The sequence below is a fragment of the Lysobacter gummosus genome (genome assembly GCF_001442805.1).
Classification (GTDB): Bacteria; Pseudomonadota; Gammaproteobacteria; order Xanthomonadales; family Xanthomonadaceae; genus Lysobacter; species Lysobacter gummosus.
This window is the reverse complement of sequence record NZ_CP011131.1, coordinates 779,033-793,649: the sequence shown is the minus strand read 5'-3', so window position 1 is coordinate 793,649 and position 14,617 is coordinate 779,033. Positions and strand designations below refer to the sequence as shown.

Sequence of the window (14,617 nt, the reverse complement as noted above, 5' to 3'; positions counted from 1 at the left end):
CGAATCCCGGCCTTGATCACCAGGTCCCGGTCTGCTTGAACTCTTCGATGCCCTTCTTGAAGGCGGCTTCGATTTCGTCGTTCCAATCGCCGCTGGCGTTGATCTTGTTGACCAGCTCGCCCGCGGTGTTGGTGAAGTGCGCGTGCAGCGCCTCTTCGAACGCGCCGATCTTGTTCACCGGCACATCGTCCATGTGGCCCTTATCGACCGCGTAGATCGACAGCGACTGCAGCGCGATCGACATCGGCGCGTACTGCTTCTGCTTCATCAGCTCGGTCACGCGCTGACCGCGCTCGAGCTGCTTGCGGGTGGCTTCGTCCAGGTCGGAGGCGAACTGCGCGAACGCGGCCAGCTCACGGTATTGGGCGAGCGCGATACGGATGCCGCCGGAGAGCTTCTTGACGATCTTCGTCTGGGCGGCGCCGCCGACGCGCGACACCGAGATACCGGCGTTCACGGCCGGGCGGATGCCGGCGTTGAACAGGTCGGTTTCCAGGAAGATCTGCCCGTCGGTGATCGAGATCACGTTGGTCGGCACGAACGCGGACACGTCGCCGGCCTGGGTTTCGATGATCGGCAGCGCGGTCAGCGAACCGGTCTTGCCCTTCACTTCGCCGTTGGTGAACTTCTCGACGTAGTCGGCGTTCACGCGGGCGGCGCGCTCGAGCAGGCGGCTGTGCAGGTAGAACACGTCGCCCGGGTAGGCTTCGCGGCCCGGCGGACGGCGCAGCAGCAGCGAGATCTGACGGTAGGCCACGGCCTGCTTGGACAGATCGTCGTACACGATCAGCGCGTCTTCGCCGCGGTCGAGGAAGAACTCGCCCATGGTGCAGCCCGAGTAGGCGCTGATGTACTGCATCGCGGCCGATTCCGACGCGGTCGCGGCGACCACGATGGTGTGGGCCAGGGCGCCGTTTTCTTCCAGCTTGCGCACCACGTTCGAGATCGAGCTGGCCTTCTGGCCGATCGCGACGTAGATGCACTTAATGCCGGTGCCCTTCTGGTTGATGATCGCGTCGATCGCCATCGCGGTCTTGCCGGTCTGACGGTCGCCGATGATCAGCTCGCGCTGGCCGCGGCCGATCGGGATCATGGCATCGACGGTCTTGTAACCGGTCTGCACCGGCTGATCGACCGACTTGCGCCACAACACGCCCGGAGCGACGCGCTCCACCGGAGCGCTGAGGGTCGCGCCGATCGGACCCTTGCCGTCGATCGGCTCGCCGAGCGCGTTGACCACGCGGCCGAGCAGCTCGCGGCCGACCGGCACTTCCAGGATGCGGCCGGTGGTCTTGGCGACGTCGCCTTCGCCCAGGTGTTCGTAATCGCCCAGCACCACGGCGCCGACCGAGTCGCGCTCCAGGTTCAGCGCGAGTGCGAAGGTGTTGTTCGGCAGTTCGATCATTTCGCCCTGCATCACGTCAGCCAGGCCGTGGATGCGCACAATGCCGTCGGCGACCGAGGTGACGGTGCCTTCGTTGCGCGCTTCGGCGGCCAGCTTGACCTTCTCGATGCGGGTCTTGATCAGTTCACTGATTTCGGACGGGTTGAGCTGGGTGCTTGCCATTGTCGTTTCCTTGGTCCTGCATCGCGATGGGGCGACGCGCGGGTGCTTTCTTTTGGTCGGGATTAGGGATTTGTGATTCGGGATTCGCTGAAGCTTTTGCGAATCCCGAATCCCGAATCCCGAATCCCAGCTGTTAACCGGCCAATGCCGTCTGCAGGCGCGCGAGCTTGCCCTTGAGCGAGCCGTCGATCACCACATCGCCTGCATCGATCACCGCGCCGCCGATCAGCGATGCGTCGACCGCCGTCTCGACTTCGACCTGGCGGCCGAAGCGCTTGATCAGCGCGGCCTTGATCGCATCGAGTTCGGCCGCGGGCAGATCGCTGGCGGAGGTGACCTTGGCCTTGACCACACGGTCGGCTTCGGCGCGCAGTTGCTCGAACATGCCGGAGATTTCCGGCAGCAGCGACAGACGGCGGTTGTCGGCCAGCAGCGCCAGGAAGCGCTGCACGGACTCGTCCGCGCCATCGATCGCGACCAGGGCGACGGCGTCGCCGGAGGTCAGCTGCGGATGACCGAGCAGCGACTGCACCTGCGGATCGGCCGAAACGCGCGCCGAAAAGGCGAGCGCCTGCGACCAGTCGCCGGGGCGGCCGGCTTCGCGCGCCAGCGCGAATGCAGCGCGGGCGTACGGACGGGCGAGGGTGAGGTTCTGGCTCATCGCGTTGGGCTATCCCCGATCAGATTTCTGCGGCGAGCTCGTCGAGCAACGCCTTGTGGGCGTTGGCGTCGATTTCGCGCTTGAGCAGCTTTTCGGCGCCGGTCACGGCCAGCGCGGACACCTGCTTGCGCAGATCCTCGCGGGCGCGGTCGGCCGCCGCGGCGATTTCGGCATCGGCCAGCGCCTTCAGACGCGTGCCTTCGACCATCGCATCGGTCTTGGCCTGATCGACGATCTGATTGCCGCGCTGATGAGCCTGGTCGATGACTTCGTTGGCCTTGGTACGAGCCTCGCGCACGATCTCGTCCGCCTGCGCCTTGGCCTGCTGGATGAGAACTTCGGCGCCTTCAGCGTTCGCCAGACCTTCGGCGATCTTCTTCTGGCGCGCTTCGATCGCTGCGTTCAGCGGCGGCCAAATGAACTTCATCGTGAACCATACGAGGATCGCGAAGGAGAGCATCTGACCGAAGAAAGTCATGTTGGGATTCATGACGGGTCCTCGACGTTGCTTACGTTGGGCCGGCTAGCGCCGGCCCGGATTGCCGAATCGTGCCCCGGTCGGGGCACGGTTCTGCCTGATCAGCCAGCGGCGCCAGCGAGCTTGACGGCTTCGATCAGCGGGTTGGCGAACGCGAAGAACAGGGCAACGGCGAGGCCGATGATGAACGCGGCGTCGATCAGACCGGCGAGCAGGAACATACGGCCCTGCAGCATCGGCACCAGCTCCGGCTGACGCGCGGCGGATTCGAGGAACTTCGAACCCATGATCGCGATGCCGAGGCAAGCGCCCAGCGCGCCCAGACCGATGATGATGCCGATCGCGATCGCGGTCAGACCCTGAACGTTGGCGATGAACTCCATGGTGCTTCTCCTGGTAGAGGTAGTGCTAAACGGTGAAGGGAAAACGAATAAGGGGCGGTGCAGCGGGTGAGGCGGCTTGAATCAATGGCTTTCGCGGGCGCCTGCGATGTAGACGACCGTGAGGATCATGAAGATGAAGGCCTGCAGCAGGATGATCAGGATGTGGAAGATCGCCCATGCCGCGTTGGCCAGCACGCCGGGCAGGAAGGTGTAGACGCTTCCCATCAGGCCGGCGATGAGCATGAACACCAGCTCGCCGCCGTACATGTTGCCGAACAGTCGCATCGCGAGCGAAACCGGCTTCACCAGCCACTCGATGATGTTCATGATCAGGTTGACCGGCACCAGCACGATCTTCATCACGCCATGCGCGTGGAACGGCGCGGTGACCAGTTCCTTGCCGAAGCCGCCCACGCCCTTGGCCGAAACCGCGTGGCCGATCAGGATGAAGAACACCGAGGCCGAGATCGCGAAAGTGGTGTTGAGGTCGGCGGTCGGCACGGCGCGGAAATACGTGTGGTGCGCCGTTTCCGCGCCGGCGGTGACGTGCACCAGCCAGCCGAACAGATCCAGCGGCAGCAGGTCCATCGTGTTCATGAACACGACCCACATGAAGATGGTCAGCGCCAGCGGCGTCACCGAACGACGGTCGCCGTGGAAGGTGTCTTTGACCTGGCCGTCGATGAATTCGAGGATGATCTCGACGAACGCCTGGCCTTTGCTGGGAACGCCCGCCGTCGCCTTGCGCGCGGCCAGGCCGAACCACAGGATGAACACGAGACCGAGCACCAAAGCCACGATCCACGAGTCGAAGTTGAACTTCGACATCGCCTCGCTGCCAAAGACCTCACTGGTGTTGTGGGTCAAATGGTGCTTGATGTATTCGTTCAGGCCGCCCGAACCGGTCTGTTCACTCACGAAAGACACCTTATCGTTTCAGAAGATTGGCCAGTACGAAGGCCAGCGTCGCCGCCAGCAATCCCACCAGCATTGGTAGCGGCGGCAGATGCCACCGGGCCATACCGAGCCCGAGAACCATCAATACCGCCACCCACTTGAATATGACTCCGGCCAACAACCGACCCATCGCCATTCCGGCCGGTTGCACGCCCCCCCCCAATGCCATCCTGGCCGCCACGAAGCTGCCAGCTACCGCCGCGCCGCCGCCCACCGCTGCCGCCAGCGCATGCATCGCGCCGAGGGAGAAGAAGGCCAGCGAGGCCAGCGCCGTTGCGCCGGCTTGCCAGGCAATCGCGCGCGACGCCAGCCGGCGGCCTGCGGACATTGGATCGTGCACGCGGGTCTCGTCGGTCTGGGGTTGGCGCTGCAAAGCGCCCGGTAGAGCCGCAAAAGTATAGAACGCGGGCGACTTTGCGGCAACCGGCGGCAGTCACGGGACCGCCATAGGCCGGATGTTGCCTAGTCACTACAGCGATCGCGTCCGGTTTCATGCCCGCAACTATGAGGCGAGCGGCTAGTGCGTTGAATTACCTGGGAGGTAAGCAAGGCGCCGCCGGACCCATCCGCCATAGCCGACGGCTATCGAAGCGGTCGCTACATTCGATTTGCTTTTTCCTTGGGTCGGCGTATGTTGAGAATCATTCTCATCTAGGCCACCCCCATGAGCAAGACCCTCAGCTTCGCCTGCATACATTTCTGCGTGGCCTTCCTGGTCGGATACGTGATGACCGGCAGCATCTGGGTCGGCGGCGCGCTGGCCCTGGTCGAACCGGCCTGCAACACGGTGGCCTTCCACCTGCACGAAAAGGTCTGGAAACGCATCGAACGCCGCCGCGCCGAGAACGCATCGGCCAACGCGTTGGCGACTTGATCGAAATCTTTGACCGATTGCGGAACCTTTCGCCGAAGCACCGGTCAGTATCAGTGAACGCCCGCCGCCACTCTCTCCTCGTCAATGGCAAAAGCTGCGGTGGGCACCCCGAAGCCCCGGCATGACCCGCCGGGGCTTCGCCTTTTGTGAAACAGTTCACCTTATTGCCGATACGGCTTTGCCGAATCGGCCACCCCCGTTTTTTTCACGATCACTCCACCCCGCGATTGGCATTCATGTACGCACCAGTACACGAATGTGCTGTATTCCCCCGCATACGGAGTGAACTTGTGACTGCCAAACTTCTTCCCCTGTCGCTCGCGCTGGCCGCGTGCGCCGCGTACGCATTGCCCGCGCACGCAGAAGACGACCGCTTCACCGTGCGCCTGGGCGCAATGTCGGTCGATACCAGCGGCGAACTCAGCGCCGGCACCAATTTCCAAGGCCAGCCCTATCGTTTCAGCCAGGACTTCGACTTCGGAAGCAAGGAAACCGTGCCGCGCATCGAAGGCCTGTTCCGCTTCAGCGAACGCAACCGCCTGCTGTTCAACTACTGGGGTTACGACAAGAGCAAGCGCGCCACGTTGAACGAGAACGTCTCCTTCGACGACACCACCATCCCGGCCGGCAGCTTCGCCAAGGCCAAGGCCAAATTCGAACTGGCCAGCGTGATGTACGACTACTCGGTGATCGAAACCGACACGGTCAGCTGGGGCCTGCAGATCGGCGTGGAATACGCCAAGCTCGAAGGCAAGCTCGACGCCGCCGCCGGCACTGCCAGTTATCACACCAGTTCCAGCGAAGACGGCTACGCGCCGGTGGTCGGCACGCGCGTGACCCTGTCGCCCAGCGATCACTGGCGCTTCGTCGTGCAGGGACAGTACCTGGACGCGGGCTGGGGCGATTTCGGCGACTACAAGGGCGACATCAGCCGCGCCAACGCGCTGGCCGAGTACCGCTTCACGGAAGGCTTCGGCGTGTTCGTCGGCTACGACTGGTTCAAGATCGACGCCCGCCGCGGCGGCAACGACGGCGTGATCGGCCTGGACCAGCGCTTCAAGGGGCCGATGGCGGGCGTGACGTTCTCGTTCTGACCGACGTGACGCAAACAAAAAACGCCGCCGGAAACGGCGGCGTTTTTCATGGCGAACGCGCGATCGCGATCAGCCTTTCTTCTTCGGAATGTACAAATCGGTGATGGTGCCGTCGAACACTTCCGCCGCCATGCCGACCGATTCGCTCAAGGTCGGGTGCGGGTGGATGGTGTGGCCGATGTCGGCGACTTCGCAGCCCATTTCGATCGCCAGGCCCACTTCGGAAATCAGATCGCCGGCGTGCACGCCGACGATGCCGCCGCCGACGATGCGGTGGGTGGCTTCGTCGAAGATCAGCTTGGTGAAGCCTTCGGTGCGGCCGATGCCGATGGCGCGGCCGCTGGCGGCCCACGGGAACTTGCCGACGCCGACCTTCAGGCCCTTGGCCTTGGCTTCGGTCTCGGTGACGCCGACCCAGGCGATTTCCGGATCGGTGTAGGCCACCGACGGGATCACCCGCGCGACCCATTCCTTCTTCTCGCCGGCGGCGACTTCGGCGGCGAGCTTGCCTTCGTGCGTGGCCTTGTGCGCGAGCATCGGGTTACCGACCAGATCGCCGATGGCGAAGATATGCGGCACATTGGTGCGCATCTGCCGGTCCACCGGGATGAAGCCGCGATCGGTGACGCCGACCCCGGCCTTGTCGGCGTCGATCTTGCCGCCGTTGGGCGAGCGACCGACCGCGACCAGCACGCGATCGAACACCTGCGCCTCGGGCGCCTTTTCGCCTTCGAAAGTGACCTTGATGCCTTCCTTCAGCGCTTCGGTGCCCGCGGCCTTGGTCTTGAGATACACCGCCACGCCCTGCTTCTTCAGGCGATCGGCGAGCGGCTTGACCAGGTCCGGATCGGCGCCTGGCATCAGCTGATCGAGGAACTCGACCACGGTGACTTCGCTGCCCAGCGCGCGGTACACGGTAGCCATTTCCAGACCGATGATGCCGCCGCCGACGACCAGCAGTTTCTTCGGGATCTCAGCCAGTTCCAGCGCGTCGGTGGAATCCATCACGCGCTTGTCGTCCCACGGGAAGCCGGGCAGCTTCACCGCCTGGGAACCGGCGGCGATGATGCATTGCTCGAAGCGGATCAGCTGGGTGCCGCCCTCGCCCGTCACTTCCAGTTCGTTCGCGGAAATGAACTTGCCGGTGCCGGCGACCACGCGCACCTTGCGCTGCTTGGCCATGCCGGTCAGGCCCTTGGTCAACTGGCCGACGACTTTTTCCTTGTAGCTGCGCAGTGCGTCGAGATCGATCTTCGGCTCGCCGAAACTGACGCCGTAATCGCTGGCGTGCTTGGCTTCGTCGATGACCGCGGCGGCGTGCAGCAGCGCCTTGGACGGAATGCAGCCGACGTTGAGGCAGACGCCGCCGAGGCTGGCGTAGCGCTCGACCAGCACCGTGTCCAGGCCGATGTCGGCGGCGCGGAACGCGGCGGTGTAGCCGCCGGGGCCGGAGCCGAGCACGAGCATGCGGCATTCCACGTCGGCCTTGCGGCCGCTCGCGGCGGCGGCGCTGGGCGCGGGTGCGCCCGCGGCAGCGGCAACCGGCGGCGCGCTGGCGGCGGGCGCCGGTGCCGGCGCGGCTTTCGGCGCTTCTGCGGCGGCCGGCTTGGTTTCGGCCGCGGCCGGCTTGGGCGCATCGCCCTCTCCCTGCGTTTCCAGGATCGCGATCACCGCGCCCTCGGCCACCTTGTCGCCGATCTTGACGCTGATCGACTTGACCACGCCGTCGGCCGACGACGGCACTTCCATCGTCGCCTTGTCCGATTCCAGCGTGACCAGGCCCTGATCCTTCTTGACCGTGTCGCCGACCGCGACCAGCAATTCGATGACCGGGACGCCGTCGTAATCGCCGATGTCGGGAACCTTTACTTCAATGCTGCTGGCCATCGCGCTGCGTCCTCTTCGGTGCGTTGCGGGCGCGCGGTGCGCGTCCGTCGTGGGGGCGCACGGCCAGGCCGTGCGTTCGGCGCCCGCCGCGAAGGCCGGCGCCTGCGATGCTTGCCCGGCGATGCGCTGAGGCAGCGCGGGCCGGCGCGCGGCTTATCGGGCCGGCGCCGCGGTGTCCGTCAATTCCTTGTCGAGTTCGTCCAGCGACTCGCCCAGCGCGCGCCAGCGGCGCTCGCGCTTGGAGGCGCTTTCGTTGGAGGCCTCGGTCAACAAACTCGCCTGCTTCATGATGATTTCGCCGGCGCCGCAATCCGGGCGCACGCCGCTCACGCGCAGGCCATCGACCACGAACAGCAGTTGGTCCTTGTCCTGGTATTCGGCCGGTTTGTCCTTCGGCGCCATGCTTTCCAGCGCGCGCTTCCAGCCGGCGACCAGACGCTGCGCGAGCGCGGCCGGGATCGGCGCTTCCTCGTTATCGACTTCCTGCTCCACGCGCAGTTGCAGGGCGCCGCTGGCGCGCCCGGTGTTCCACACCGCGACGCGCTCGTTGGGCATGGCGTGACGCAGCGTCCAGTCGGCGTCGCCGCTGCCGGGGATCAGCAGCAGGCCGCTTTCGGTGCCGCGGGTGGGCAGGTAGGTCAAGGTCAGACGCGCTTCGGCCTTGGCCGCCAGCAGTTGTTCCACCGCCGAGCCGTGATTCTCGGTCGCCGGCGGCCAGCCGCGGCCGAGCGCGAACTGGCACTGATCGGCGGCCTGCGCGAACGGCGCGGCCAGCGCGGCGGCGAGGCCGAGCCAGGCCAGGCGGCGGGAGGCGGAAGCGGTACGCGAGGAACGAATCATTGCGGCGGGGGATCCTGTTGGGCGACGGCGGTGACGAATCTCGAACACGAGGGCGGCGCGAATTCGGCCGCCGTCGGCGACGGCGCGGGCGGCGATGCGGGGCGAAACCGCCGCGCATCGACCGCAGACTTGACGTGCGATCGGCGCGTTACAGCAGCACGCGGCGCATGTCGGCCAGCAACTGCGCCAGATACGCGGTGAAACGCGCGGCGGCGGCGCCGTCGATGACGCGGTGATCGTAGGACAGCGACAGCGGCAGGATCAGGCGCGGCGCGAACTGCTTGCCGTCCCACACCGGCTTGGTCGCCGACTTGGACACGCCGAGGATGGCGACTTCCGGCGCGTTGACGATCGGCGTGAACGCGGTGCCGCCGATGCCGCCGAGCGAGCTGATCGAGAAGCAGCCGCCGCTCATGTCGGCCGGGCCGAGCTTGCCGTCGCGCGCCTTGGCGGCGAGTTCGCCGGTTTCCTTCGCGATCTGCAGCACACCCTTCTTGTCGCAGTCGCGCACCACCGGCACGACCAGGCCGTTGGGCGTGTCGGCGGCGAAGCCGATATGGAAGTACTTCTTCAGGGTGAGATTTTCGCCGGTCGCATCCAGCGATGCGTTGAAGTTCGGGAACTTCTGCAGCGCCGACACCGAGGCCTTCATCAGGAAGGCGAGCATGGTCAGCTTCAGGCCGGCCTTCTCGTTCTCCTTGTTGAGCGCAACGCGCAGCGCTTCCAGGTCGGTGATGTCGGCATCGTCGTGCTGGGTGACATGCGGGATCATCGCCCAGTTGCGCGCCAGATTGGCGCCGGAGAGCTTCTGGATGCGCGACAGTGGCTTGGTTTCGGTCTCGCCGAACTTGCTGAAATCGACCTTCGGCCACGGCAGCAGATTGAGGCCGCCGCCCAGGCTCGGCGCCGCACCGGCGCTGGCCGGCGCACTGCCGCCGCCCTGCATGACGCCCTTGACGAAGGACTGCACGTCTTCCTTGCTGATGCGGCCGCCGCGGGCGCTGCCGCTGACCCGCGCCAGATCCACGCCGAGCTCGCGCGCGAACAGGCGCACGGCCGGGCTGGCATAGGGCACCTTGTCGGGCATGAGCTCGTCGGCGGTGAAGGCGACCGGCGGCGTGCGCGGAGGCATGGCTTCCGGGTCGGTGCCGGCATTGGCGCCGGCGATGGGCGCGGGGGCAGCTTCGGACTTGGCCGGGGCCGCGGGTTGCGGGGCTTCCTGTTTCGCGGGCGCGGGGGCTTCGGCTTTGGCCGGGGCGGCGGGCGCGGCCGGGGCGGCGGGTTTTGCGGATTCTTGCGGTTGCGCTGGCGCCGCTTTTGCTTCCCCTTCGGTTGGCTCGATCAACGCCACCACGCTGCCTTCAGCCAGCTGATCGCCGATCTTGACCTTGAGTTCGCGGATGATGCCCGCGAACGGCGCCGGCACTTCCATGGTGGCCTTGTCGGATTCCAGCGTGACCAGTCCCTGGTCCTGGGTCACCGTGTCGCCGACCGCGACCAGCAATTCGATGACGGGTACGCCGTCGTAGTCGCCGATGTCGGGGACGCGTGCTTCCTTCAGATCAGCCATGTTCGTGGGGCTCCGCAATGCGCGAAAACCCTATTGTGGCGTGTGCAGGCGGTCACGCCAACCGCACAGGGCACGGTGCAGTACTAAAGGCCTAAGCGGCACAGCCGGCGCGCCGTGGCGGACTTGCGTACGCCACAGTACTGGGAAACGACCCGGTCGCTTCGATGGGTCGTCCGGGTTGCCGAGTCGGGGGGCGGCGCCGCGGGAAGCACGTCAACGCCCGGGATGGCCGACTACTTCGCCTGCTTTTCCCTGGCCTCGACCTTGAGCAGCTCCAGCGGCTGACCATCGAAGCGGTAGCTCAAGGCATTGTCGAGCGCGTCCAGCTCGCGCATGCGCCGGCACAGGCCGTCGGCGCGGCGGCCCAGCGCGTCGGCGCGGGGCTGCACCGCCGCTTCGATCTGCGCGTCCAGATTGTCCAGGCGCTTGAACTTGTCGGTGTCGCCGCTGAAGGCGGCGGTGACGGTGCCGCCGACCAATTCGCCGATCACGGTCGGCAGGGTCTCGCCGAGCGCGTCGGCGATGCCGTCGCCCAGCGCCTTGCCGCTGAAACGGGTCGGGGTGATGACGTGGCTCAGGCGGGTGTCGAGCTGCTTGCGCGCCTTGTCGACGTGGGCACGGGTGCGGTCGGGATGGTTGCCGAGCACCGCGGCGACTTCGCCGAGCGCGGTGAAGGCGATATCGGCGGCCTCGCGGCCGATGTGCTGGGCCTCGGGCATGGCCGCGCGCGTGCCGCGCTCGAACTCGGCGATGCGTACGGCGTCGGCACTGCTCAGTTGCACCCAGCGGTCATCGACGAACATCCGGCCCTGGCGCATGACGATCGCCTTGGGCGCGCCGTCCTCGCGGGTCAGGATCAGGCTGCGCTCGTTGAGGGTCAGCTCGAAGGGGCTGTCGATTTCGCAGTTGGCGTCCACATGGACGTCGGCGAAGGCGGCGCCGCAGGCCAGCGTCATTGCGGCCAGGGCGGTGAGTCGGAGCGGAAGGCGAGTGCGCATCGTCAGATCCTCGACGGTGGAATGGCATTCAGATTGCCTTGAAGGCCCGCGCGCTGCCCGTGCCGTTGGATGGCGTGACATTAGTCATGGCTATTCGCCGTGCCGGTTGTGGCGGTTCGCGAGGTGCGGCGTGTGCCAGTCAGGAAACATTTGGAGCGCAGTGGACAGCCGCGAATGGTCCGCGCTTATCCATACGATGAGAAAGTTCCACGCATGGATCCAGCTTTCAATTCGATGCAGAAAAACAGGCGTTTCTACGCTGTTTAGGTGCGCGCTGAAGATATTCCGATCGCGTCAACCGCGTTGAACGCATCGCCTTCGGATCGCAATTCATGCGATCCACGATTCGTTCATCGAGCGCATGAACGCACGGAAATCGCTGTTTCAAAGGCTTTTCGCTGCCATGAGCGAACATATGAGCGCAAACGTCAAACACTGAACAACACGCGGCGATAAAAAATCAAACACCGTTTCCGACCAGTCCGAATATATTCATTTCGTTCATTTTTCCCTTGAAAACAGGCATCTAACACGCTTCTCGCGTGAAAAGTTCCTTCACACCGATTCGCGCGGCAAGTTCGGTTCATGGATGCGTTGTTACCTTGCGCACCGCCTCCCCCAAGGCGTCGTGCAACACACAACACAACAACAGGAGTCCACTCCATGATCCGTTTTCGTCATTTGACCCTTGCCATGATCGGCGCGCTGGCGTTCGCCCCCGCCGCCTTCGCTCAGGATGCGTCCACCGACAGCGCCAGCGGCAAGCGCTTCGCCATCGTCGGCGGCTATGCGCTGACGCAGCCGACCAAGAATCCGCAGATCGCCGGCACCCGCACCGACCTGGACGGTGACGGCGCGCCGACGCTCAGCGCCAGCTACTTCATCAACGACAACATCGCCATCGAGGCGTGGGGTTCGGCGGACAAGTTCGGCCACCGCGTCAACGCCGGCGGCGGCAAGATCGGCAGCGTCGATTCGCAGCCGATCGCGCTGAGCGGCCAGTACCACTTCCGCGGCGCCGACTCCATCGTGCGTCCGTTCGTGGGCCTGGGCTATTACGAAGCCAACTACAGCAATGAATCGCTGTCGGGCGGTCAGCGCCTGGGCGTGGAAAACGCCAAGGGCGCCATGGCCACGGCCGGTGTCGATCTCAACATCAACCCGACCTGGTTCGCCCGCGCCGACGTGCGCTACATGCAGGGCAAGCCGGACGTGAAGCTGGACGGCGTCAAGGTCGGCGAAGCCGAACTGAACCCGGTCACCGTCGGCGTCGGCATCGGCGCGCGCTTCTGATCGACCGGGCCGGTTGAAACGGCAAGCGCAGTAACGCAGTTGCAGTAGACGCTGCAGCGACACCGCAGCGGCAGTAAGCAGTACCAGAACGGGCTCCTTTGGGGCCCGTTCTGTTTTGTGGCGGCGCGACCGCGCTAGCGCCCGGCTTCGCCGACAAAATGGATCACGTAGAACCCCGCGCCGGTCGGATCGTTGAGGCGGGCGATGCGGGCCACGCCGGTGGCGTCGAACGGCGCGAACGCGAGTTGTCCGCCCAGCGCCAGCGCGCGCTCCACGTACAGGTCCACATCCGGCACCTGCACGTAGATCGACCAGTGCGGCGGCAGATCGCCCCAGTCGGGCTGCATCTGCAACAGGCCGCCGAGCATGCGCTGCTCATCGACGAACACGCGATAGCCGGTCGGCGCATGCGGATGCGCCTGCATGCGCCAGCCGAACAAGCGCTGGTAATAGGCCTCGGCGCGGGCGATGTCGCGGGTCGCCAGTTCCGCCCAGCACACCGCGTTGTCCACGCCGATCGCGTCCACGCCCGGATGCGCGCGCTGCTGCGCCAGCGAAAACACCACGCCTTCCGGATCGGCGCATACGGCCATGCGCACGTGTTCCATCAGTTCGAACGGCGCGGCGATCATCTGCCCGCCCAAGGCCACCGCGCGCGCGGCCACCACGTCGCAGTCGGCGGCGCGGAAATACACGCCCCAGTGCGAGGCGGTGTTGCCGTCGGGCCCGGGCAAGGCGCCGGGCACCAGACTGTAGGTGCCGGCGACATCCAGGCCGTTGAGTTTGAAAATCGTATACGCGCTGGCGTCGGGCATCGGTGTGCGTTCGACCGTCCAGCCGAACAGCGCGCAGTAGAAAGCCTCCACGGCGGGTTGATCGTCGCTCGCCAACTCGAACCAGCACGGTGCCCCGGGAGCGTGGACGAGCGCGGTCATGTTGCTTCTCCCCTGACTACGCTTCGACACTACGCCGTGGCGAAGCGATCGTCATGGCGCGCTGCGGCGAAGCGCGCACGCATGTTCACTCTCGTTCACACGCGACCGCGCACGCGAGGTTGCGGGACAACTGTATAGACGCGTGATCGCGGCGTTTACCGATCCGCTTGCGCGAGATCGCGCTTAAGGATGTTCAGCTTCCGCGTGAACGCGCTCGCGGCGCAGCAGGTACAGGCCGCTGGCGACGATGATCGCCGCGCCCACCCAGGTGATCGAATCGGGCAGCACGCCCCACAGGCTCAGATCGAGGATCACGCCCCAGATCAGCGCGGTGTATTCCAGCGGCGCGATCAGCGAGGCCTCGCCGAGACGGAACGCCTCGGTGATCGCGTACTGGCCGAGCGAACCGGCCACGCCCAGGCCCAGGATCAGCCACCAGTCCTCGCCGCGCACCGGCACCCAGCCCGACCAGGCCAGGGCGCCGGCGCCCAGGCTGATCATCACCATCAGCCACACCATCATCGACTGGGTGCTGTCGGTACGCGACAGCACGCGCACGGTAATCGCGGTGACCGCATACGCCAGCGACGCGGCCGCCACCGCCAGCGCGGCGGTGCTGAGCATGCCTTCGCCGCTGGGGCGCAGCAGCACCAGCACGCCGAGCAGGCCGACGCCGATCGCGATCCAGCGCCGCGGCCCGACCCGTTCGCCGAGGATCGGCCCGGACAGCGCGGTGATCAGCAGCGGCGCGATGAAGAAGACCGAGTACGTGGTGGACAGCGGCAGCCGGTTCACGCCGTAGACGAAGGCGGCCATCATGCCCACGCCCAGCACGCCGCGCAGCAGATGCAGCGGCCAGCGCACCCGCAACAGCGCGCGCAGGCCGACGCTGGCCAGCGCCCAGGTCAGCACGAACGGCAACGACGACAGGCCGCGCAGGGTCGCGACCTGAAACGGCGGATAGTGCTCCGACAGCAGCTTGAGCAGCGCGTCCATCATCGAAAACATCAGCACCGCGATCAGCATGCTCGCGATCGCGCGGCGCTGCCGCGACGCGATCGCGGTCATGGCGTACGCCCG

At 66.0% G+C, this 14,617-nt stretch carries 15 protein-coding genes; 3 read left to right on the top strand and 12 right to left on the bottom strand.

Annotated elements, in window-relative coordinates; all coding sequences use genetic code 11:
• Window positions 1-16 precede the first annotated feature (16 nt).
• The 6 genes from atpA to LG3211_RS03180 form a co-directional block, all read right to left on the bottom strand.
• Window positions 17-1,567, bottom strand: coding sequence for a F0F1 ATP synthase subunit alpha (gene atpA / locus LG3211_RS03205; protein WP_057941564.1), 1,551 nt, complete (start codon window positions 1,565-1,567; stop codon window positions 17-19).
• Window positions 1,568-1,700: 133 nt separating this feature from the next.
• Entirely contained in the window at window positions 1,701-2,228 is a 528-nt protein-coding gene (locus tag LG3211_RS03200; RefSeq protein ID WP_057941563.1) for a F0F1 ATP synthase subunit delta, read from the bottom strand.
• A 19-nt stretch (window positions 2,229-2,247) separates the two neighbouring features.
• Complete coding sequence (locus LG3211_RS03195) at window positions 2,248-2,718, bottom strand: F0F1 ATP synthase subunit B (RefSeq protein WP_057941562.1); 471 nt, start codon at window positions 2,716-2,718, stop codon at window positions 2,248-2,250.
• 89 nt (window positions 2,719-2,807) lie between these two features.
• Window positions 2,808-3,089, bottom strand: coding sequence for a F0F1 ATP synthase subunit C (gene atpE / locus LG3211_RS03190; RefSeq protein WP_031371118.1), 282 nt, complete (start codon window positions 3,087-3,089; stop codon window positions 2,808-2,810).
• 81 nt (window positions 3,090-3,170) lie between these two features.
• Entirely contained in the window at window positions 3,171-4,007 is an 837-nt protein-coding gene (atpB, locus tag LG3211_RS03185; protein WP_057945239.1) for a F0F1 ATP synthase subunit A, read from the bottom strand.
• 10 nt (window positions 4,008-4,017) lie between these two features.
• Entirely contained in the window at window positions 4,018-4,374 is a 357-nt protein-coding gene (locus tag LG3211_RS03180) for a hypothetical protein (protein ID WP_057941561.1), read from the bottom strand.
• Window positions 4,375-4,710: 336 nt separating this feature from the next.
• On the opposite strand from LG3211_RS03180, the gene LG3211_RS03175 reads away from it, so the two are divergent.
• Together LG3211_RS03175 and LG3211_RS03170 are read left to right on the top strand one after the other, a co-directional pair.
• On the top strand, window positions 4,711-4,920 hold the full coding sequence (locus tag LG3211_RS03175) for a DUF2061 domain-containing protein (RefSeq protein ID WP_057941560.1): 210 nt from the start codon (window positions 4,711-4,713) through the stop codon (window positions 4,918-4,920).
• Window positions 4,921-5,210: 290 nt separating this feature from the next.
• A complete protein-coding gene (locus tag LG3211_RS03170; RefSeq protein WP_057941559.1) occupies window positions 5,211-6,014 on the top strand; it encodes a hypothetical protein in 804 nt (267 codons plus the stop codon).
• A 69-nt stretch (window positions 6,015-6,083) separates the two neighbouring features.
• Here LG3211_RS03170 and lpdA read toward each other — a convergent pair whose 3' ends face one another.
• From lpdA to LG3211_RS03150, 4 genes are all read right to left on the bottom strand, one after another.
• Window positions 6,084-7,901 (bottom strand): dihydrolipoyl dehydrogenase, encoded by a 1,818-nt coding sequence (lpdA, locus tag LG3211_RS03165; RefSeq protein ID WP_057941558.1) that lies wholly within the window; start codon window positions 7,899-7,901, stop codon window positions 6,084-6,086.
• 153 nt (window positions 7,902-8,054) lie between these two features.
• Window positions 8,055-8,741 (bottom strand): hypothetical protein, encoded by a 687-nt coding sequence (locus LG3211_RS03160; protein WP_057941557.1) that lies wholly within the window; start codon window positions 8,739-8,741, stop codon window positions 8,055-8,057.
• Window positions 8,742-8,889: 148 nt separating this feature from the next.
• On the bottom strand, window positions 8,890-10,311 hold the full coding sequence (locus LG3211_RS03155; protein ID WP_057941556.1) for a dihydrolipoyllysine-residue acetyltransferase: 1,422 nt from the start codon (window positions 10,309-10,311) through the stop codon (window positions 8,890-8,892).
• A gap of 233 nt (window positions 10,312-10,544) precedes the next feature.
• Window positions 10,545-11,309, bottom strand: coding sequence for a DUF2884 family protein (locus LG3211_RS03150; protein ID WP_187313128.1), 765 nt, complete (start codon window positions 11,307-11,309; stop codon window positions 10,545-10,547).
• 663 nt (window positions 11,310-11,972) lie between these two features.
• Between LG3211_RS03150 and LG3211_RS03145 the strand changes: the two genes are divergently transcribed.
• Window positions 11,973-12,602, top strand: a complete 630-nt coding sequence (locus LG3211_RS03145) for an OmpW/AlkL family protein (protein WP_057941554.1) — start codon at window positions 11,973-11,975, stop codon at window positions 12,600-12,602.
• 134 nt (window positions 12,603-12,736) lie between these two features.
• Here LG3211_RS03145 and LG3211_RS03140 read toward each other — a convergent pair whose 3' ends face one another.
• Window positions 12,737-13,537 carry a VOC family protein gene (locus LG3211_RS03140; protein WP_148648722.1) on the bottom strand — a complete coding sequence of 267 codons (801 nt, stop codon included), beginning with the start codon at window positions 13,535-13,537 and terminating at the stop codon, window positions 12,737-12,739.
• A 183-nt stretch (window positions 13,538-13,720) separates the two neighbouring features.
• On the bottom strand, window positions 13,721-14,605 hold the full coding sequence (locus LG3211_RS03135) for a DMT family transporter (protein ID WP_235111630.1): 885 nt from the start codon (window positions 14,603-14,605) through the stop codon (window positions 13,721-13,723).
• Between the last annotated feature and the right edge of the window lie 12 nt (window positions 14,606-14,617).

Coding starts and splice junctions, on each gene's coding strand:
- LG3211_RS03175 (WP_057941560.1), top strand. CDS start 4,711: ATGAGCAAGACCCTCAGCTTCGCCTGCATACATTTCTGCGTGGCCTTC.
- LG3211_RS03200 (WP_057941563.1), bottom strand. CDS start 2,228: ATGAGCCAGAACCTCACCCTCGCCCGTCCGTACGCCCGCGCTGCATTC.
- LG3211_RS03150 (WP_187313128.1), bottom strand. CDS start 11,309: ATGCGCACTCGCCTTCCGCTCCGACTCACCGCCCTGGCCGCAATGACG.
- LG3211_RS03195 (WP_057941562.1), bottom strand. CDS start 2,718: ATGAATCCCAACATGACTTTCTTCGGTCAGATGCTCTCCTTCGCGATC.
- atpA (WP_057941564.1), bottom strand. CDS start 1,567: ATGGCAAGCACCCAGCTCAACCCGTCCGAAATCAGTGAACTGATCAAG.
- LG3211_RS03135 (WP_235111630.1), bottom strand. CDS start 14,605: ATGACCGCGATCGCGTCGCGGCAGCGCCGCGCGATCGCGAGCATGCTG.
- LG3211_RS03160 (WP_057941557.1), bottom strand. CDS start 8,741: ATGATTCGTTCCTCGCGTACCGCTTCCGCCTCCCGCCGCCTGGCCTGG.
- atpE (WP_031371118.1), bottom strand. CDS start 3,089: ATGGAGTTCATCGCCAACGTTCAGGGTCTGACCGCGATCGCGATCGGC.
- LG3211_RS03140 (WP_148648722.1), bottom strand. CDS start 13,537: ATGACCGCGCTCGTCCACGCTCCCGGGGCACCGTGCTGGTTCGAGTTG.
- LG3211_RS03145 (WP_057941554.1), top strand. CDS start 11,973: ATGATCCGTTTTCGTCATTTGACCCTTGCCATGATCGGCGCGCTGGCG.
- LG3211_RS03155 (WP_057941556.1), bottom strand. CDS start 10,311: ATGGCTGATCTGAAGGAAGCACGCGTCCCCGACATCGGCGACTACGAC.
- LG3211_RS03180 (WP_057941561.1), bottom strand. CDS start 4,374: ATGTCCGCAGGCCGCCGGCTGGCGTCGCGCGCGATTGCCTGGCAAGCC.
- lpdA (WP_057941558.1), bottom strand. CDS start 7,901: ATGGCCAGCAGCATTGAAGTAAAGGTTCCCGACATCGGCGATTACGAC.